The organism is Croceifilum oryzae (assembly GCF_030814315.1).
GTDB lineage: Bacteria > Bacillota > Bacilli > Thermoactinomycetales > Thermoactinomycetaceae > Baia > Baia oryzae.
Map to the genome: position 1 here is coordinate 34050 of NZ_JAUSUV010000004.1, position 18996 is coordinate 53045.

Sequence of the window (18996 nt, forward strand, 5' to 3'; positions counted from 1 at the left end):
TTTGCGCCTCTTCCTCGTGTGGGAGAGGTTTTATTTGTTATAAGCATAGGAACAAGGAGGTTCTACAAATGACACGGTTGATGGCGACTTATTTGGTTCATGATAAAAAACAAGATTTGGTGAAAAAAGCAGAGTCGATCGCACTGGGGTTGACGATTGGTTCGTGGACAGAGTTACCTCTTTTGATTCAAGAGCAATTGAAGCTTCATAAGGGAGAAGTAGTAAAAGTAATAGAGCTAGATGAAGATCCAGTAGCAAATCAATATTTAGGGGGATCACGTACTAGGGGATTATTAAAAATCGCATACCCGGAAGCTAATTTCTCCAACGATTTGCCGGCTATTCTCACTACGGTGTTTGGGAAGTTATCATTAGATGGTGAGGTGAAGTTAGTCGATCTCCATTTTTCAGATGAGCTACTTTCGTCCTATCCAGGGCCCAAATACGGAATACAAGGGGTTCGGGAAAAGGTAGGAGTGATGGATCGACCACTCCTAATGAGTATTTTTAAAAGTGTGATCGGGAGGGACCTTGATTATTTCCAAGAACAGTTGAGATCACAGGCTTTAGGAGGGGTTGACCTTGTTAAGGATGATGAAATCCTATTTGATAATCCACTAACTCCATGGGAAGATCGTGTGCGTACAGCCGTTAAGGTATTGGAGGAAACCGAGTCTCTCACAGGAGAAAAGACGTTGTACGCGGTGAATATAACAGGTCGGACCTCGCGATTACGGGATCGTGCACGTAAAGCAGTAGAATTAGGCGCTAGTGCTCTCTTGTTTAATGTTTTTACCTATGGTTTAGACGTTTTGCAGGAATTGGCAGAAGACTCTGAAGTGGATGTGCCCATATTAGCGCACCCTGCCTTTTCCGGAGCATTTACATCATCAGCGTTTTATGGTGTGAGCCATTCATTAGCACTTGGAACACTACTCCGTGTGGCTGGAGCTGATTTGTCGTTGTTCCCTTCTCCTTATGGGAGTGTCGTTTTAGCAAAAGAGGAAACACTTCGCATTGCGCATTCGCTCTGTACGGATCAACTTGCATTACGCCCGTCTTTTCCCGTTCCCTCAGCAGGAATTCATCCCGGAATTGTACCACGGCTGATTCAAGACTTTGGAATGGATTGCGTTATTAATGCGGGTGGCGGGGTACATGGTCATCCAGGCGGAACAGTGGCAGGTGGGAAGGCATTTCGGCAAGCGATTGAGGTTGTATTGGCTGGGAAGACATGGGCAGAGGTAGCTTCTAATACGAGATATACGGAGTTAAATCAAGCGATTGCTCTATGGGGAGGTGAGTAGATGAAAAAGAAGCCTGTCATTTTTTGTGACTTTGATGGGACTGTAACAGTGTCGGATAACATTATTGCCATCATGAAACAGTTCGCTCCTAAGGAATGGATCGTCATAAAAGACGATATCCTAGCACAACGTATTTCGATTCGTCATGGTGTGGCTCAGTTATTTCGACTATTACCCAGTTCGCAAAAGGAAGAAATCATAGAATATATCCTTCAGAAAATGAGGATTCGCAAAGGATTTAAAGAATTCGTAAGTTGGACGGAAGAGAAGGGAATTCCCTTCTGGATTGTAAGCGGGGGAATCGATTTCTTTGTTTATCCAACTCTTGAAGGGGTCGTAAAGCCAGAGAAAATTTATTGTAATCACAGTGATTTTACAGGTGAGCGGATTGAGATTATATGGCCGTATACTTGTGATCATCTATGTCAAAATGATTGTGGATGTTGCAAGGTAACGATTTTACGCCAGTTTGATTCTACGCAGATCCATCGTATTGTAATTGGGGATTCGATAACGGATTTACAAGCCGCGAAGATGGCAGATCAAGTATTTGCGAGGGATTTCCTAATCGAGAAGTGCGAGGAGCAGAAGATTCCATACTTCCCATTTGAGACATTCCATGATATCCGCTTTGTGTTAGAGCAAGAGGAGGTGTGTCAACTCATATGATAGAGTTGGCGAAAAAATGGCGCACATTGGAGGATATCAAAGATGAACTTGCGGTGCGTGATTGGTTTCCAGGTACAAGTGGGAACTTATCAATCAAAGTTCGTGAAGATCCTCTGACGTTTCTCATTACAGCTAGCGGAAAAGATAAGAGAAAGCGTACAGAGGAAGATTTTTTGCTAGTAGATCAAGATGGTAATCCACTAGGAAACACGCATCTCAAAGCTTCAGCCGAAGTGGGAATTCATGCAGAAATTTATCAGAGAACGAGTGCAACCTGTTGTCTCCACGTTCACACGTTAGATAACAATCTGATCTCGGAGTTATATGCAAGCGAGGGACAAATTACTTTTCGGGGACAAGAGCTAATCAAAGCGTTTGGGATCTGGGAAGAAGATGGGGAGATATCGATTCCGATTGTCCCAAATCATGCTGATCTGAATCTGTTAACTAAGGAGTTTGGGAGTCTTCTTCTGAAAGATTCTCTGCTAAAGGGGGTTTTGATTCGGAATCATGGGATTACAACTTGGGGAGATACTCCTTTAGAAGCGAAAAAGTATTTAGAAGCATTTGAGTTTTTATTTTCCTATCATATTAAGCTTCGTCTTCTACAACCAAATTTATATGCGAAACGGAGAGAGGATTTCCATGGCACAAATACGATTTCATCTTACCGATGAATATCTATCGGCTCAAGAGCAAGTTAGTTCGTATCTACAATCCCAAGGAGTGATTTATGAGCATTGGGATATCGGAAAGTTGCCTGCAGGTCTTCGAGAAAATTATAATCTAACGGAAGAACAAAAAACGGAGGTCATTCATACATTTCAAAGTGAAATTGACGCCATTTCAGCACGTCGGGGTTACACTACAAATGATGTGATCTCTCTTTCACCAGAGACACCGAATTTAGATCAATTGCTCCAGAATTTTTTAGCTGAACACCATCATAGCGATGACGAAGTGCGGTTTATCGTGAGTGGACATGGGATTTTTGCGATTCAAAGTCTGGATGGTCCCTTTTTTGATGTGGAATTAGAGCCAGGAGACCTTATTTCGGTGCCGGAGGGATATCGGCATTATTTTACGTTGATGGAAGATCGTCAAGTTGTGGCGATTCGGATTTTCAAAACGAAAGAAGGTTGGGTTCCTATTTACAATTAAGAGCGGGCGGATAAAAAATGGATGAGGCCGGAATAAATCGGCTTTGTTCATTTTTTGTTTGCTTAAGGCAACATTTTTTATAAAAGTTTCAAAAAAATGAATATTTAATTTATTAAAATGTAATATGATAGATGGGTAGAGATGTTGGGGTGAGGGGATGGGGTAAATGGAGGAGATAGATAAGGGAGTTGCTCATTCATTGGCAATCCGGATAGCGAAGACGAGAGAGGAGAAAGAACAAGTTTATCAACTGCGGCAGCTACAAAACGTATCTGCAGAGGAATATGATTTTTACAGTGATCATCTCATAGTAGTCGACGAAGCGGTCAATCAAGTGGTAGGTACATATCGGCTTTTACCTGGGAGAAGGGTGATTGATCTAGGAGGGCTCTATTCACAATCGTTATTTGAATTTCATCATTTTACTGAACATATAACCCATACATTAGAAATCGGAAGGGGTTGTGTGGCCACTGGTTATCAAGATGGAAAGGTGGCCCAAATGTTATGGAAGGGGATCAGAGATTATCTGAAACAAACTACCTATCGATATATAGTAGGTTGTACGAGTTTACCCCAGATGGAGATTCAAGAGATAAACGAGATATATAGTTTCCTGGTTTATAGTGGCTTTGTAATGGATTGTTATCGAATCGAGCCAAGAGAAGAGTTTCGCATCCAAGGATTACACCTAATTAGTCCTGATAAAATCGTTTCACAGAAAGTACAACGTAAGCTTTCTGCTTCATTAAAACGGTGTTATTGGATCGGTGGGAAGATGGCTAGTGAACCGATTATGAATCCCGCTTTGCAAACGATCGATTTTTTGGTAGTGATTGAACTAGGGAAAATGATACCGAACTATAGGAGAAAATAGTAGCTTTTTTAGTTGGACGTAGTAAGAAAATATCATTTTTTGTTTTTTGTGTAAATTAATTTGCGAAAGGGAAGCCCATTCTTGTATAATAGCCTTCTGTCAATAAGAGGGGGGAATATTTTCTATGGACGAAATCTATCAAAATGAGCAAGCGAAGTTACAAGAAACACTTTCTTTTATTCAACAGCAGTTAAAAGAACTTCAATTGATTCCACGATATCAAGGCTCAGATTTGGTGGAACAACTCCTGGATGACCAAAGGAGGCAAACGGTGAATCGGTTGCAGTTATCGGAAAAATCTCCCTATTTCGGTCGCCTCGATTTTGAAGAGGACGGGAAACGACTTACACCACTCTATCTAGGAAAAGCAGGTGTAGAAGATCCTGATAATCATCAACCGATTATTATTGATTGGCGTGCTCCTGTGGCCAGTATGTTTTACTCCTTTACAGGTCAAGGAGATCGTGCCGGATATGTTTCTCCTGATGGTGAAGTAGAAGGGACTGTCCATCTAAAGCGGAATTTGGCTGTTGAAGAGCAGACGTTAAAGCGAGTTGTGGATAGTTATGTTCGAGGTGGAGAAAATCTACAAGTTACAGATGAATTTCTCCTTTATCGCTTAGGTGAGAATAAAGATCATCGATTACGGGATATTGTTTCGACGATCCAGGTGGAGCAAGATAAGATTATACGGTCTGAGCGGAATCAATCCCTTATTATTCAAGGAGTTCCCGGTTCAGGAAAGACTACGGTAGCTCTTCATCGTCTAGCATATTTATTGTATCAGTATCAAAATCAAGTCCGAGCAGATCGCATCATGATTTTCGCTCCCAATAAGATGTTTTTGGATTATATCTCTAACGTTCTTCCGGAGCTAGGAATTGGTGGGGTGAAGCAGACTACTTTTATCGAATGGGTACTCGAACGATTACCTGAACCGATCACCCTACGGAATCAAACGGATCGAGAGGAATGTTGGTTTGAAACAGGTCAATCAACCGATCTGGAACGTGAACAACAAGAGGTTCTAGCCCGGTTTAAGGGTTCTTTTATATTTTTGGAGTATCTTCAGCAACAATTAGCTAAGTTGGAGAAGGATTTTGTGCCACAAGGTGGCTTTGCTATCTGGGATGAAAAGAAATTGACATCAGAAGAAATTGCCCATTGGTTTCATGTAGAGTATCGACATGAACCGTTGCGTAAGCGTCAAGAGAGAATTTTTGCCCGGATGAAGCGTTGGATTGAAATGGAGCATCGCGATATTCGTAACCGAGATCCACGAAATGAGCTGAAGAAAAAGGCGATGGAGAAGTTTCGTCAATACAAAAATCTCTGGGATCGTCGAAAAGTGACTCAAGTGTATGTTGATTTGGCCAAACAATCCGATGTGGTTCAACCATTTACCATTAAACAGAAGAAAGTCCTTTTTGATCCAGAAGATTTAGCTCCATTGTTGTATATTTACAATTTCCTCTATGGGATTGAGACGGAGTACCGTTTTGATCATGTGGTGATCGATGAGGCTCAGGATTTCTCTCCTTTCCAAGTGTTTGTATTAAAGGAGCATGTGAGAGGGAATTCCTTTACCATTCTTGGAGATTTGTTACAAAACATTTATGCATATAAAGGTATTTACGACTGGAATGAGTTTGTACATTTGTTTCCAGAGGAACAGGTGTCCTATTTTCAACTAGACCGAAGTTATCGCTCGACAGTTGAGATTATCCAGTTTGCGAATCAAGTAATCCATTCGTATCAAGGAGAACTTACTCCAGCCACTCCCGTATTCCGTAGTGGAGAGCCGGTTCAAGTTGAACAAGTACGTGATCAAAATCGTACACTAACGGTAGCGAGTTGGATTCAAAAACAATCGACTCAAGGGATGAAGTCGATTGCCATCGTGACTCGTACGGAGAAGGCAGCATCTACATTATCGGTAGACCTATTCGCAAATGGAATCGAACATCATCTGATCACGCCAGATCGAAGTCAGTATGCGGGTGGAATCTCAGTAGCACCGATCTATTTAGTAAAAGGGATGGAATTTGATGCAGTGATCCTAGTGGACGTCGATAACGAGCAGTACCCCGATGATGCTTTGACAGCAAAGTTACTCTATGTTGGATGCACTCGTGCTCTACACTCACTCGTCGTGCTTACCTCAGACAATCCGTCACCTTTATTACCAGAAGCCGTGCCTGTAAGTTAACAAGTAAATAGAAGATGGATTCTGGGCATTGTATCTGTTCATCGAGATAGTAGTGAGCTTACTTAGAGGTGGAAAGATACATGTCCAGGATTGTTCTTTGATATGGGAAATATCCCCTTTTGGTGAATGGTCTTTTTATTGTTTATCAATGCCATTTGTAGTCAATAATAATGAAGTATGCTATCAAACTATCAACCCAATATGATGTAATTTATAGAGATGTTTGATAAAATGTAAATTAGGATTCTCTATATGTAGAAAGTGGAGGTCTATTCACATCCTTTCGCATATAGTATGTAGAGTAAGCAAAGGAGGTCAGGTTTCATGATCGAAACACTCATCAAGGCAAGACAGTTTGAGACTTTGCTAAAAGCGAAACAGGAATTTGTATCAAAAGGTAGTACCGAAAAAGAATTTGATAGCTTCCTTACCACTTTTCAGGAATTTGAAAAGCACATGGAGGCTATAGAGAATAAGCCTTCTAAAGAGAGATTACACGGCAGACCGTATCAAGTTTAATTTCAAATAAAGGGGTAATGAAAATGGATCAACCACAAGTACCCCCATCTCTTTCTCTTTTCTTACCGAATCAACCGCTCACACACGCGGTGAATCGAGATCGGTATGACAGACAAGCTTTTATTAAAGAGATTGAGAAAGTAACTGGGCGCCGAGTCATTGTATATATGTCGAATCTGAATCACTCAGATAGTGCGATTTTGCGAGAGGATATCGCACCGTTTAATGAGATTATTGCAAGCATCGATAAAGATAGTGATGTGGATTTTATTATCCAAAGCCCGGGTGGAGATCCGAATGCAGCCGAGATTATCGTTCATACGCTTCTATCACGAACGAAACATTTGCGAGTTGTCGTTCCACAAGCAGCAAAGAGTGCGGCTACTTTAGTTAGTTTGGCAGCTGATGAAATTGTCATGAGTAATACCTCTGAACTAGGCCCGATTGATCCGCAAGTGACGATTCCAACTTCATTTGGACTCGCTTTCAGGCCTGCACAAGCTTTTTTAAATGGACTAGAGATGATTAAAAAAGAACATGCGAACGGTCAAGCATTAAACCCGGCCTACTATCCATTCCTAAAGGGTGTAGACGCAGCTTTAATCGATTACTGTTTAAAATCGATCGAACATTCGAAACGTTTGGCGGTTAAGTGGCTTTCTCGTTCAATGCATAAAGGAAACCTAAAAGAGGCTCAGCGAATTGCTGAGGAATTGATCAACATTGAGAAGTATCCGAATCATGGACAAGTGATCGATCATTTTGATGCAAAGAGTATAGGTCTAAATGTCGTGTACAAGCCATATGGGGATGAGCTCTGGCAAGCATGGTGGCGTCTCTATGTTAACTATATTGTGATGATGAGAGAGAGAGAAGTAGTAAAGATATTTGAATCAAGCGATGCCTCAGTCATGCTGTAAGATCAAAAAAGCATTTGTATCTCGATTAGGAGATACAAATGCTTTTTCTTAATCATATGATTGATGCAATTGTGATGGTTATCACAAAGCAGTGGATAAAGAGATGGATGATACATAATCGATTACATCGGTGATGGCGTTTTTACCTTGATCGATACAATCAGGAATTCCTGAGCCAGCATAAGATGAGCCAGCAAGAAACAGACCGGGGTATTGATTGCGAATTTGCTTTTGTACATTGGAATACCACGTTTTATGTCCAGGTACAAATTGAGGCATGGCTCGTCTCCAACGTGTCACATAGCTGAATTCCGGTTCACCTGTGATGGTGGATAACTTTTTGATGTCTTGAATCACTGCACCCACAATGTCTTCATCATTTCGATCGACGATTGCCTCTTCGCCTGCACGCCCTACATAGCAACGTAGTAGTGTCTTTCCAGGTGGAGCGGTATGAGGCCATTTTTTATTGGTCCATGTGCAAGCGGTGATGGAGTATCCTTCTTCACTGCGTGGAACTAAGAATCCTGTTCCCTCTTTATCCCATGTGATCTCATCTTGTGGGTATGCCAAGATAGCAGTTGCCACAGAAGTAGGGCGATCATGGAGAGGGTTTAAAAAGTCAGGATTACCCAAGATTTTGCGGGTGAATCCATGCGGGGTAGTTAGGATGACACTGTCCGCGGTCAGTCGTTCACCATTTTGAAGAGACAATGTATATTGATCTCTATCTCGCACAATCTTTTCTACAGAGATCCCTTTTTTTACGTCAACGTCTGTTAACTGTAACTCCAACGCATGTACTAGCGAAGAGAGCCCTGATTTTAACGTTTGAAACATTCCTACAGGCTTCTGGTTCGTCTGTTTCTTAGGACGGGAGGACTTCATACCGAGAATTAAGCTACGATGTTCTTTTCCCATCTGAGCAAACTGAGGGAAAGTAGTCATGAGACTCATCTGATCGATATTTCCCGCATAGATCCCTGAGAGTAGGGGTTCAATGATGTTTTCTACGACTTCATTTCCCAATCGTTGTCGGAAAAACGTTCCTACCGACTGATCTTCCTCCTCTAGCATTTTGGATGCAGGAAGTAGGAGGTCAGCAGCGGCTCTCATTTTTCCGATAGGGGATAGAAGAGAAGTAGTCACAAACGGTTTTATTTCCGTGGGAACACCCATTACCGCGCCTTCGGGAATCGGAAGTAGTTGACCGTGACGAAGGATATAGGCTTGGCCTGCTTCATTTCGCACTAGATCGCTTTCGAGACCTACATCCCGAACTAACTGTGCCGCACTTGGCTTCCGTGATATAAACGAATCAGGTCCTCGCTCCATGGTATAGCCGTCTCGAACGATGGTCTGGATTTTACCACCCAGTTGTTGTTTCGATTCGAGCAAGGTAATCTTCCAAGGAAGTTTTCTTGCTCGAATCTCCTTTTGTAGATAAAACGCTGCTGAGAGTCCTGTGATGCCACCACCTACGATGACAATGTTTTTAGAGGGAGCTGAGCTCATAGTTAGTCCCTTTCTCGATGGATAAACGCTTTTCTATGACATCGGCTAATCCATCGATAAATGTAGGTTCTGTATTCGGCATCTCTGGACGATAGTAGGTTGCTCCGATTTCGTCCGTTACGACTCTACACTCATAGTCGTTATCATATAGAACTTCTAAGTGGTCTGATACAAATCCAACTGGACAATATACGAAGGAAGTGTACCCATGTTTGTCGTATAATTCGCGAGTTAGATCCTGAACATCGGGACCGATCCAAGGATCTGGCGTGTTGCCTGCGCTTTGCCAGCCGATGGCATAGTGAGGAATGTTTGACTCTTCAGCGATTAGCTCAGCAGTCTGTTCTAGTTGAACCGGATAGGGATCTCCTGCACGAAGAATTTTCTCAGGTAAACTATGGGCTGAGAAAATGACAATGGTTTTCTTCTTCTGATCTGTTGGAATGGTAGAAAATGTTTTCTGTAATTGGGAAGCCCAATAAGAAATAAACTTGGGTTCTGTATGCCAGCTATCGACGGAGTAAATAGCAAGTCCGCCTAGCTTTTCAGCTTCATCTTGGGCACGTTTATTGTACGATTTTACACTAAAGGTAGAGTAGTGAGGGGCAAGTACGATACTGATTGCCTCTCTAATCCCATCTGCATGCATCTGTTGTACCGCATCCTCAATAAACGGAGTGGTATGTTTTAAGCCAAGATATACTTTAAACGTCTTCCCACTATTTCTTGCGTTTAAAGCTTTTTCTACGGCATATGCCTGCTCCTCTGTAATGCGAGCAAGGGGAGAAACTCCGCCAATCATCTCATAACGACTCGTTAGATCTTCTAAAAGATCTGGAGGCGGTTTATGTCCGCGACGGATATGGGTGTAATAGGGTTCTATTTCTTCAGGGCTTCTGGGTGTTCCATAAGCCATTACTAATAATCCAATTGTGGTGTTTGCCATAATCGATTACCTCTTTGTATATTCATGGATAAAAGCAGTTAGTTTTTGTAGATTTTCCACAGGTACATCTGGGAAAATGCCGTGTCCTAAGTTAAAGATATAACCAGGTTGTTCCATCCCTTGATCCAAAATAGCTTTTGCTCGTTCCTGAATGACTTCCCAAGGCCCGAGTAGAAGGGAAGGATCTAGGTTTCCTTGTAGCGCTTTGTTGATGCCTTTTGCCCGTGCTTGCTGAATCGATGTGCGCCAGTCTAGTCCAAGTACATCTACCGGAAGCTTGTTCCATTCAGTAAGCAGATGTCCTGTTCCAATTCCAAAATAGATGGTTGGTACACCCGTTTCTTTTAGAGCTTGGAAAATCTTGTGCATGATCGGTGCAACATATAGCTGATAATCTTGCTCGTTTAGCGCACCAACCCAAGAGTCAAATACCTGGATGGCATGTGCTCCTGCTTTCACTTGGGCCTTTAGATAGGAGATGGTCATCGCACCTAGCTTCTCCATCAAGGCTTTCCATGCGACAGGTTCTGCATACATAAAGGCTTTGGTTTTATGATAATTTTTAGATGGTCCGCCTTCAATCATATAGCTTGCCAATGTAAAAGGAGCACCTGCAAAGCCAATCAACGGTACGGATAGTTGTTGATTCAAGATGCGAATTGCTTCCAATGTGGTTGCCACATGTGTTTCAGGATCAATCTCTGTTAAACGTTCCACATCTTTTTCAGAACGGATTGGGTTATCGATGACGGGTCCAACCCCTGAGCGAATCTCGACATCTACGCCGATGTGTTGTAGGGGAGTCATAATATCTGCAAATAAAATAGCCGCGTCTACCCCGAGTTGCTCGACAGGAAGACGAGTTACTTCTGCACAAACTTCTGGGATCTCACTCATTTCGAAGAACGTATATTTCTTACGAATCTCACGGTATTCTGGTTGGTATCTGCCGGCTTGGCGCATATACCACACTGGAACATGCGGAGTTTGTTCTTTTCGACAAGCTTTTAAGAATGCATCGTTAAATGGTTTGCTCATTCAAAATCCACCTTTTCACCAGCTATACAGTTATGTAGGAAAAGGAAAAATGTATAGTTGATAGATAATCTTATAGGATAATAGTCAATCGCATAATATCATACCATTTTCAAACTTACTATATCAGTATCTTGAACAAACTGTCGTAAAGTAAGTGAGTTCGGTTTTTTCTGTTATAAATCTACCTTATTTAGTATGGGATAGAAATCGAAATTTGAGACAAGATCGTGCTATGATGGTATCAAAAAATAATTTTGTTCATAGGAGGAATTTCGGTTTGCAAATATTGGTGATAAGTGGGAGTGCTAGAGTTGAGTCGAATACAAGAAAGGTAGCAAATCTCGGTGTGAAATATCTCAGTGAACTAGGGGCAGATGTTACTTTTTTTGATGTAGGGCATGATATTCTCCCGCTTTACTCAGGGGCAGAAGGAGAAGAGCTACATCCAACAGTTCAAAAGTTGCGTGATTATGCCAGTCAAGCAGATGCATTTTTAATCCTTACCCCTGAATATCATAGCGCTATGAGTGGAGCATTGAAAAATGCTCTCGATTTCCTTGGGGCATCCTATTTTCGTCAAAAGCCTGTTTCTATTGCTGCAGCAGGAGGGGGTGGAAAAGGCGGTATCAATGCGCTCAATAATGTACGCACGGTTATTCGTGGGATACTTGGGGTTGGATTGCCCCAACAAGTCGTCATTGACCCAGCTGACTTAACCGAAAGTGGACAATTAGCAGATGGGGCAGATAAACGATTCCGTGGGGTGATCGAGGAACTAGTTACTTTTACGAAGGCGGTTTCTGCTAGTAAGGTTCTTTAAGCTTATATCCTTACTTACTGAAATGTGAAATATCCCCTGCCTAATTTGAGGTAGGGGATACATTTTATTTTCTTGTTCACAGGGAATGCCGAAGTAGATGGTGATTCCGCCCATGTGAAGGAAAAAGTATCTGCGAAGTATATCGGCGATATTAAAGAAGTTACTTTAGCTGAAGAAGCAAAGAAAGCAAAAGAGATGGACTTACAGAAATTACAACAAATGTTCCAGTAAGAATAATCATAAATGCCACTTGATCACAAGTGATATGTAGTAAAAAGCGATCACTAGTTTCCTAAACTAGTGATCGCTTTTGTTGTTACTGAAATGGTCGATCAAGGATTTTGTTGATTTTCTTGAGGTTGTTGCTGATTTCCTTGATTAGGTTGTCTGTTAGGACGTTCTTGATTGGATGGAGCTTGCTCGGGCTGTCTAGACGGAAATGGTTTAGGCCGTTGATCTGGTTGCTGTTGTTGTCTAGATTGTGTAGTAGAATTGATCTCTACTTTTACAGATGCAGAGGTATGTTGCTCGCCGGTCTGGGAATCGATGGCGTTGACACGGTAATAGTAGACTTTTGTTTGACCACCCGTGAGGTTGTAGCCGGGAATCTGGATGTTTTGATCGGTATAGCTTGTTTCGGCTCCCTCGAAGATCGTGCTAAAGTTATTCCCATCTTCGGAGCGTTGTAATTGATAGGTAGCTTGCTCGGAAGAACTACTCCAATTTACTTGTATCGCTTGATGCTCTTTGCTATAGGTTGCTTGTAACTGTGGGGCTTGGAATGTATAAGGAGGAGTAGGTGCTTCGACCCCAGATGGTTTGGCAAACCCTACAACGGGAACCCCTGATAATGCTTTGTCCATGACACTTTTGAAAATAGTAGTGGCATAATGTCCGCCTGTTAAATCGTCTACTTGATTTTCTAAGGGTGTTTTACTCGTGTTGTATACCATGGCAACGGTTACGTACTGGGGTGTATAACCTGCAAACCAAGCGGCTATGTTGTTATTGGTTGTTCCTGTTTTCCCAGCGGCCGGTCGTCCGCCTCCAAGTTGTGCCGAGCGTCCTGTTCCACTTTCTACTACTTGCTCTAGAATGCGGGTCATGTAGTAGGCAGTTTTGGGACTAAAAACTCGCTTTTTCTCTGGCTCGGATTGTGGACGAATGCTCTGCTCGACTCCGTTTTCAGTCACTTTCACTTCTCTTACTGCATGTGCTTTTATGACGACTCCATTGTTAGCTAAAGCAGTATACGCTTGGGCAAGTTGCAGGGGACTTACTCCTTTTGTAAGCCCACCTAAGGCAAGGGGTGCAATATTCTTGTCAGCTGCTTCAAGTGGAAGACCAAGCTTTTGAGCGGTTTGAAAAGCATTTGAAACTTCAACTTTATTGTCAAGCAACCAAACGGTAGCCGCATTTAGGGAGTTTTTTACCACTTCGGACAGCGGTACATCACCCCGAAAGGTGCGATCATAGTTACGAGGACTGTATCCATTAATGGTAATAGCACGGTCTGGAATAATGGTGTATTCGTTGATGTCGCCACCTGATTTTTCGATGGCGGGTGCATAAACCGTTAAAGGCTTAATGGCCGATCCTGGTTGAATCGGAAGTTGTCCGTTAATGCGAAAACCTTGACCTTCGTAGTGACGACCGCCTCCGATCGCGGCAATAAGACCTGTTTTAGGATCGATTGTGGCAGAGCCCCCATCTAAAATGTCGCGTTTTTTATATGTGGAGTCTTGTTTGAGGACGCGATCCGTTTCTGCTTGTGCCCGAGTGTTAATCCCCGTGTATATTCGAAATCCACGACTTTCTACATCCGAGGGGATGATGCCAAAACGCTCTGTTAATTCCTTCAACACAAATTGTTTATACGGTTGATAGCTATCTTTTTTGCCATAGCGGACGAGATACTTTTCATCCGTCCCGAGGGGCTGGCGTAAGGCTTTTTGTTTCTCTTCTTCGGTGATGAGTGGATTCATCTCATTTTTCTCAGCCATTTCGGTTAACACCGTTTTGCGCCGTTCGATTGCTCTTTGAGCGGACTTCTCGGAGGCATATGGATTGTACGCTTCGGGAGCCTTGGGCAAACCCGCTAAGAAAGCAATTTCTGGAATGGTGAGACGATCTTTCGTTACATCTTTTCCGAAATAAATTTTAGAAGCCATCTGAATTCCTCTGACGTTATTGCCGAAGTAAATGTAATTCAAATACGCTTCCAAAATCTGATCTTTATTATATTTTTGTTCCAAATTCCAAGCTGTAGCGATTTCTTTGACCTTCCGGACATAGGTTTTGCGGCGATCTTCGAGGATTACATTTCCAGCTACTTGCATCGTAATCGTGCTGGCCCCTTGGGCTTTTTCGCGTTGGATGATGTTGGCGTAAACAGCTCGCCCTAATGCGTAAAAATCAATGCCGTTGTGCTGATAATATCGGACATCTTCCACTTTGAGGAATGCTTGAGGGAGAAGGGGGTTCGTTTTTTTGATATTACTTAGAGAAACGATTTCTCGCTGAAAATTTCCGAGTTCCGCCACTTTGGTCCCATCGAGGTCGTAGATGGCAGAGTTATTTTGGATATTGCCCAATTGATCAAGGTCAAACGTTTTTCCTTGTACGATGACAGCTGTAATACCACCTGCTATCAAAAGGACAATCGTTAATAGAGCTATGAAAATCAATTTCCGCTTTTTTCGTCTAGGTCTGTTTGTCCTTCTCTGCGATTTATCCATCTTGATCCCCTAATTTTTCATGTTATAAATACCTATAAATAGCATGCCACATATATCAAAAATTAAGTCTACATGAAATAGTTATTGCAGGATTTTTTATGTTCGTGTAGAATTATTTCAGATATCCTAAATGGATTATATATTTCAACCCTCATCAAATAAAGGTGAGGTAGAGGTCGCGGTTTTGAAGAGTACTTTGTATGAGATGGAGAGTTTCGACACAGCTTACGTCGTAGTAAACATCAAGGACTACATAGGAAAGGCACAACCGCCGAAGTAACCTACATACTCTCATGTAGTGTTGCTGGGACTGTTACCGAATAGGGACAGGACTGTCACAAACCATGTCGCATATGGTTTGTGTTGAGCTATCTTCGTGAATGTTTGGTGCGGGTAGAAGAAATCCTACCGTCTGTATTTGTTGGCGGTTATTTTTATGCCCAAACCAGCTTTCGCGTGATAAACACGAACGGCAGGGAGAGGGTTATTTTTATGTCAACCAATGAGAATCAATTACGTAGAGGGCTAAATGCTCGTCAACTATCCATGATTGCGATCGGTGGATCAATCGGAACAGGTCTTTTCATAGCGAGTGGAGCTTCGATTGCAAATGCAGGCGCAGGTGGGGCACTGCTTGCTTATGTGATCGTAGGAATTATGGTTTACTTCTTAATGACAGCTTTAGGGGAAATGGCTTCCTATTTACCGGTTTCAGGTTCATTTAGTACGTATGGAACGCGTTATGTAGATCCTGCTTTTGGATTTGCATTAGGCTGGAATTATTGGTACAACTGGGCGATTACGCTTGCGTTTGAATTAGTAGCAGCCGCTTTGATTATGAAGTTTTGGTTTCCGGGAAGTTCTTCTTTGCTTTGGAGTGGACTTTTTCTATTGTTAATCATCGGACTTAATCTCTTATCTGTAAAAGGGTTTGGGGAGTCGGAGTTTTGGTTTGCTTTTATTAAAGTGGCTACTGTTATTATTTTCATTGTACTTGGATTGGCGATGATCTTTGGAATTCTAGAGGGACATACGGCTGGTTGGAGCAATCTGACGGCAGGAGAAGCTCCATTTAATGGGGGAATTTTAGCAGTTGTCGGAGTCTTTATGGTAGCTGGTTTTAGCTTCCAAGGGACTGAGTTAATAGGAGTAGCGGCTGGTGAAAGTGAAGCACCAGAGAAAAATATCCCGCGTGCAGTCAAAAGTATTTTTTGGCGCATTTTATTGTTCTATGTTGTAGCGATCGCAATTATTGGCGTTCTCATTCCACATACAGATCCAAATTTATTAAGTAACGAAGTTGAAAATGTAGCCGTTAGTCCTTTTACGCTGGTGTTTAAAAATGCAGGTCTCGCTTTTGCCGCTTCTGCGATGAATGCGATTATCCTAACAGCAGTCTTGTCAGCAGGAAACTCAGGGATGTATGCCTCGACTCGTATGCTGTACACCCTTGCGAAAGAGGGAAAAGCGCCTCGTTTCCTAGCAAAAGTAAATCGTTATGGAGTACCAGTAGCTGCGTTATTTGCTACAGCGGCTGTTGGGGCGTTAGCTTTTATTGCTTCTTTGTTTGGGGATGGAGTTGTATATACATGGTTGTTAAATGCATCGGGATTATCAGGCTTTATTGCTTGGTTTGGCATTGCACTTAGCCATTACCGTTTCCGTAAAGCATTTAAAGCACAGGGACGAAGCTTAAGTGAACTACCGTACCGGGCACGATTTTTTCCTTTCGGTTCTCTGTTTGCGTTTGTCTTATGTACAATCGTAATGTTTGGTCAAAACTATCAAGCCTTTTTAGAAGATAAGATTGATTGGTATGGAGTGACTGCTTCCTATATCGGGTTACCATTGTTCCTATTCGTTTGGTTGGGATATAAAATAGTTAACCGTACGAAAGTGGTTCCGTTAGTAGAGTGCGATCTAAGTAGAAAATAGGTTAAAACAAACACCGGTATTAAGAGAGCAACCTCTTAGTAGCGGTGTTTTTCATGATGGTATATTATCCAGTAAATTGTTGAGTCCAGTACACACCATAAGATCCGCCTTTGGCAAATCCGACTCCTATTTTGGTGAAATCTCTGGATAAGATGTTTGCTCGATGACCCGGGCTATTCATCCAACTCTTCATTACTTCGGCTGGAGTGGATTGTCCGCCTGCAATGTTTTCACCAGCAGTGCGATAACGAATTCCAAACTGACTCATCATATCAAATGGAGAACCATATCTAGGTGACTGATGATTAAAATAACGATTGTCGATCATGTCTTGTGACTTTACTCTTGCAACGGAGGAAATTTTAGTATCAGCCACTAAGGGATGTAATCCAGCTTTTTGTCGTTCAATATTAACTAATCGAACAACTTCCTGCTCAGCAGAGGATAAAGAACTGTTACTAGGGGTTTCTGGTGTTGGCTTGGCAGGTGTTTTGCTTTTTTCTGGTGTTGTAGGTGCTTTAGGGGTAGTAGGACTTTCTGTCTTACTGTTTGTTGGCTTTGCGGTTTTCTCTTTTTGGTTTGCATCAGCCGTATTGCTTTTACTCTCTTCTTTACCATTAGCCTCGGCCTTGGCTGGGTCACTCGGATTGGTAGATAAAGAGCTAGCCGTTTCAGTAGGTACAGGTGCTGCTTGGGTTGTGTCAGTGGACGTGGTCGGGGTTTTGTTTCCTCCAGAATCAGCCGCTGAAGTACAAGCAACTATAGCAAAAGAGAAGATTAGAACAGATGTTACAATAGGAAGAATACGTTTCATTATCGTGTTTACTCCTTTCGGCAATCTATATACTATTCTATATGCAAAGAACAGAAAAAAATAAGGAAAATATTAGAATCCTTAAAATGGAAATGATTTTTACGAATATAAAGGGCATTACGCTCATAAATTGTAGAGCACTTTATTCTGTCTGTTGAATCAAGAATGGAGGGTTCGTTTATGAAGAAGCATGCGGTTTGTCTTGGTGGTTTATCGTTGGTGTGGGGGATTATTGGTTTCTTTCTCCCTGCTTCAGGAATGGTCACAGAAGCTGTAGCCCCAAGCTTGTGGAGCAATTTACTGTACGTTTTAACAGGGATTGCTTGGCTAGCTACCTCTTCATCAGAGGAAATGAGTAAAATGGGAGCGCGAGTACTTGGAGTAGTTTATGCGCTCTTAGCAGTGGTTGGCTTATTTACAGATAATGTATTTGGAGTCATGCAAGCGACTCTTACGAATGAAATCATCATGGGGGTTTTAGCGCTCGTATCTCTGTGTGCGGGCTTTTGTAAGTGTGAGTGTAATGCTACTTCTTCCTCAAATAAAGATGAGCAAGCATAGTTAGTTAATCAAATAAAACGTTGAAAGAGGGCGTATGCTCTCTTTTTTTATGATTACATACAAAATAGATGCGAAATCATATCAATCTAGTAATCGTTTGAATAAGATATATAGGAGGTGTTTTCTATGCATCCATTTTGGGAGAAAATTATTAAGCCGATTCTCAAGATGGAAAAAGCGAAAACAGTTGTAGAAATTGGCGCTGATGAAGGAATAAACACAGTGAAAATTCTCGATTACTGCCGAGAAATGAACGGAACAGCCTATATTATTGATCCTTATCCCAAGTTTGATGTGGGTGGGCTAAAGAAGAACTATCATCGTCATATGAAAATGAGACGCTTAACTAGTTTAACCGCTCTACCTAAGATCAGCCAATATGATGCAGTACTAATCGATGGTGATCATAATTGGTACACTGTTTTTCATGAGTTGAGTGTGATTAAACGTAGGGCGGAAAAAATAGAAAGATTCCCTCTTGTCTTCTTTCACGACACAGAATGGCCCTACGGTAGACGAGATATGTACTATATACCTGAGACGATTCCAGAAGCTTACCGACACCCTTATGCAAAAAGAGGCATGTTGCCAGGTGTTTCTGAATTAGTAGATGGAGGTTGTAATAATCACTTAAATAATGCTTTATATGAAAATGGTGAAAAGAACGGAGTTTTAACCGCAATTGAGGACTTTTTAAAGGAGACTAACTTCAAACTTACTTTTCACCGCGCACTGACGTTAGGGGGACTAGGAATTCTAATACCTAGCAATCATAAGAAAGATATAAAAATTAAAAAATTGATAGAAGGATCAGGGTTATAAAAAAGCAGTATCATTGCACAATGGTGAAAAGCTGAGATTTCTCATGTCTCAGCTTTTTTATTTATAAAAGAAATTGTTTTCTTCATTTTTTTGTGGTCATCCCAGTTTTACGGAATAAAATGTAAAACTGATTATGTAGGGAGTG

The 18996-nt window shown here is 41.9% G+C and carries 18 protein-coding genes and 1 riboswitch; of the genes, 13 read left to right on the forward strand and 5 right to left on the reverse strand.

Translation table 11 applies throughout. The features are described 5' to 3' along the window. Nucleotides 1–68 precede the first annotated feature (68 nt). The 8 genes from J2Z48_RS04935 to J2Z48_RS04970 all read left to right on the forward strand — a co-directional run bounded on the left by J2Z48_RS04935 (nucleotide 69) and on the right by J2Z48_RS04970 (nucleotide 7662). Complete coding sequence (locus J2Z48_RS04935) at nucleotides 69–1307, forward strand: 2,3-diketo-5-methylthiopentyl-1-phosphate enolase (RefSeq protein WP_307251472.1); 1239 nt, start codon at nucleotides 69–71, stop codon at nucleotides 1305–1307. Then, nucleotides 1308–1976: a 2-hydroxy-3-keto-5-methylthiopentenyl-1-phosphate phosphatase gene (locus J2Z48_RS04940; protein WP_307251474.1), complete on the forward strand. Its 669-nt coding sequence runs from the start codon at nucleotides 1308–1310 to the stop codon at nucleotides 1974–1976. Beyond that, nucleotides 1973–2653, forward strand: a complete 681-nt coding sequence (locus tag J2Z48_RS04945; protein ID WP_307251475.1) for a methylthioribulose 1-phosphate dehydratase — start codon at nucleotides 1973–1975, stop codon at nucleotides 2651–2653. Before J2Z48_RS04940 ends, J2Z48_RS04945 begins: the two co-directional genes overlap by 4 nt. Next, nucleotides 2622–3137: an acireductone dioxygenase gene (gene mtnD, locus J2Z48_RS04950; protein WP_307251476.1), complete on the forward strand. Its 516-nt coding sequence runs from the start codon at nucleotides 2622–2624 to the stop codon at nucleotides 3135–3137. The genes J2Z48_RS04945 and mtnD overlap by 32 nt, the downstream gene beginning before the upstream one ends. Before the next feature lie 166 nt (nucleotides 3138–3303). Further along, nucleotides 3304–4014, forward strand: a complete 711-nt coding sequence (locus J2Z48_RS04955; RefSeq protein WP_307251477.1) for a GNAT family N-acetyltransferase — start codon at nucleotides 3304–3306, stop codon at nucleotides 4012–4014. A gap of 124 nt (nucleotides 4015–4138) precedes the next feature. Further along, a complete protein-coding gene (locus tag J2Z48_RS04960) occupies nucleotides 4139–6223 on the forward strand; it encodes a HelD family protein (protein WP_307251478.1) in 2085 nt (694 codons plus the stop codon). 324 nt (nucleotides 6224–6547) lie between these two features. Continuing rightward, nucleotides 6548–6742, forward strand: coding sequence for a hypothetical protein (locus J2Z48_RS04965; protein ID WP_307251479.1), 195 nt, complete (start codon nucleotides 6548–6550; stop codon nucleotides 6740–6742). Nucleotides 6743–6765: 23 nt separating this feature from the next. After that, complete coding sequence (locus tag J2Z48_RS04970) at nucleotides 6766–7662, forward strand: SDH family Clp fold serine proteinase (RefSeq protein WP_131848049.1); 897 nt, start codon at nucleotides 6766–6768, stop codon at nucleotides 7660–7662. 81 nt (nucleotides 7663–7743) lie between these two features. Here J2Z48_RS04970 and hemY read toward each other — a convergent pair whose 3' ends face one another. Genes hemY through hemE form a run of 3 tightly spaced genes read right to left on the reverse strand, consistent with a single transcriptional unit; the run spans nucleotide 7744 to nucleotide 11161 of the window. Next, nucleotides 7744–9177, reverse strand: a complete 1434-nt coding sequence (gene hemY, locus J2Z48_RS04975) for a protoporphyrinogen oxidase (RefSeq protein ID WP_307251480.1) — start codon at nucleotides 9175–9177, stop codon at nucleotides 7744–7746. Further along, nucleotides 9158–10123, reverse strand: coding sequence for a ferrochelatase (gene hemH, locus J2Z48_RS04980; RefSeq protein WP_307251482.1), 966 nt, complete (start codon nucleotides 10121–10123; stop codon nucleotides 9158–9160). The genes hemY and hemH overlap by 20 nt, the downstream gene beginning before the upstream one ends. Nucleotides 10124–10129: 6 nt before the next feature. Beyond that, the gene (hemE, locus tag J2Z48_RS04985; protein WP_307251483.1) at nucleotides 10130–11161 is read right to left on the reverse strand and encodes a uroporphyrinogen decarboxylase; all 1032 of its coding nucleotides are present in this window, start codon (nucleotides 11159–11161) and stop codon (nucleotides 10130–10132) included. A gap of 277 nt (nucleotides 11162–11438) precedes the next feature. Between hemE and J2Z48_RS04990 the strand changes: the two genes are divergently transcribed. Both J2Z48_RS04990 and J2Z48_RS04995 read left to right on the forward strand, forming a co-directional pair. Continuing rightward, on the forward strand, nucleotides 11439–11981 hold the full coding sequence (locus tag J2Z48_RS04990) for an NADPH-dependent FMN reductase (protein ID WP_307251484.1): 543 nt from the start codon (nucleotides 11439–11441) through the stop codon (nucleotides 11979–11981). A gap of 72 nt (nucleotides 11982–12053) precedes the next feature. Continuing rightward, complete coding sequence (locus J2Z48_RS04995) at nucleotides 12054–12212, forward strand: hypothetical protein (RefSeq protein ID WP_307251485.1); 159 nt, start codon at nucleotides 12054–12056, stop codon at nucleotides 12210–12212. Between the two features lie 101 nt (nucleotides 12213–12313). On the opposite strand, the gene J2Z48_RS05000 is transcribed toward J2Z48_RS04995, so the two are convergent. Then, entirely contained in the window at nucleotides 12314–14719 is a 2406-nt protein-coding gene (locus J2Z48_RS05000; RefSeq protein WP_307251486.1) for a transglycosylase domain-containing protein, read from the reverse strand. 162 nt (nucleotides 14720–14881) lie between these two features. After that, a riboswitch (Lysine riboswitch) is annotated at nucleotides 14882–15098 on the forward strand. Between the two features lie 113 nt (nucleotides 15099–15211). On the opposite strand from J2Z48_RS05000, the gene J2Z48_RS05005 reads away from it, so the two are divergent. Next, nucleotides 15212–16654, forward strand: coding sequence for an amino acid permease (locus J2Z48_RS05005; RefSeq protein ID WP_307251487.1), 1443 nt, complete (start codon nucleotides 15212–15214; stop codon nucleotides 16652–16654). Nucleotides 16655–16718: 64 nt separating this feature from the next. On the opposite strand, the gene J2Z48_RS05010 is transcribed toward J2Z48_RS05005, so the two are convergent. Next, nucleotides 16719–17468: a CAP domain-containing protein gene (locus J2Z48_RS05010; RefSeq protein ID WP_307251488.1), complete on the reverse strand. Its 750-nt coding sequence runs from the start codon at nucleotides 17466–17468 to the stop codon at nucleotides 16719–16721. Between the two features lie 180 nt (nucleotides 17469–17648). Between J2Z48_RS05010 and J2Z48_RS05015 the strand changes: the two genes are divergently transcribed. Beyond that, entirely contained in the window at nucleotides 17649–18029 is a 381-nt protein-coding gene (locus J2Z48_RS05015; protein ID WP_307251489.1) for a DUF4383 domain-containing protein, read from the forward strand. Between the two features lie 126 nt (nucleotides 18030–18155). Beyond that, nucleotides 18156–18851, forward strand: a complete 696-nt coding sequence (locus tag J2Z48_RS05020) for a class I SAM-dependent methyltransferase (protein WP_307251490.1) — start codon at nucleotides 18156–18158, stop codon at nucleotides 18849–18851. Nucleotides 18852–18996: the final 145 nt, after the last annotated feature.

Bases quoted from the DNA above. Each gene is read 5' to 3' on its own strand.
- hemE (WP_307251483.1), bottom strand. From the start codon at position 11,161: ATGAGCAAACCATTTAACGATGCATTCTTAAAAGCTTGTCGAAAAGAA.
- mtnD (WP_307251476.1), top strand. From the start codon at position 2,622: ATGGCACAAATACGATTTCATCTTACCGATGAATATCTATCGGCTCAA.
- J2Z48_RS04945 (WP_307251475.1), top strand. From the start codon at position 1,973: ATGATAGAGTTGGCGAAAAAATGGCGCACATTGGAGGATATCAAAGAT.
- hemH (WP_307251482.1), bottom strand. From the start codon at position 10,123: ATGGCAAACACCACAATTGGATTATTAGTAATGGCTTATGGAACACCC.
- J2Z48_RS04940 (WP_307251474.1), top strand. From the start codon at position 1,308: ATGAAAAAGAAGCCTGTCATTTTTTGTGACTTTGATGGGACTGTAACA.
- hemY (WP_307251480.1), bottom strand. From the start codon at position 9,177: ATGAGCTCAGCTCCCTCTAAAAACATTGTCATCGTAGGTGGTGGCATC.
- J2Z48_RS05000 (WP_307251486.1), bottom strand. From the start codon at position 14,719: ATGGATAAATCGCAGAGAAGGACAAACAGACCTAGACGAAAAAAGCGG.
- J2Z48_RS04970 (WP_131848049.1), top strand. From the start codon at position 6,766: ATGGATCAACCACAAGTACCCCCATCTCTTTCTCTTTTCTTACCGAAT.
- J2Z48_RS05010 (WP_307251488.1), bottom strand. From the start codon at position 17,468: ATGAAACGTATTCTTCCTATTGTAACATCTGTTCTAATCTTCTCTTTT.
- J2Z48_RS04935 (WP_307251472.1), top strand. From the start codon at position 69: ATGACACGGTTGATGGCGACTTATTTGGTTCATGATAAAAAACAAGAT.
- J2Z48_RS04960 (WP_307251478.1), top strand. From the start codon at position 4,139: ATGGACGAAATCTATCAAAATGAGCAAGCGAAGTTACAAGAAACACTT.
- J2Z48_RS05015 (WP_307251489.1), top strand. From the start codon at position 17,649: ATGAAGAAGCATGCGGTTTGTCTTGGTGGTTTATCGTTGGTGTGGGGG.
- J2Z48_RS04955 (WP_307251477.1), top strand. From the start codon at position 3,304: ATGGAGGAGATAGATAAGGGAGTTGCTCATTCATTGGCAATCCGGATA.
- J2Z48_RS05005 (WP_307251487.1), top strand. From the start codon at position 15,212: ATGTCAACCAATGAGAATCAATTACGTAGAGGGCTAAATGCTCGTCAA.
- J2Z48_RS04965 (WP_307251479.1), top strand. From the start codon at position 6,548: ATGATCGAAACACTCATCAAGGCAAGACAGTTTGAGACTTTGCTAAAA.
- J2Z48_RS05020 (WP_307251490.1), top strand. From the start codon at position 18,156: ATGCATCCATTTTGGGAGAAAATTATTAAGCCGATTCTCAAGATGGAA.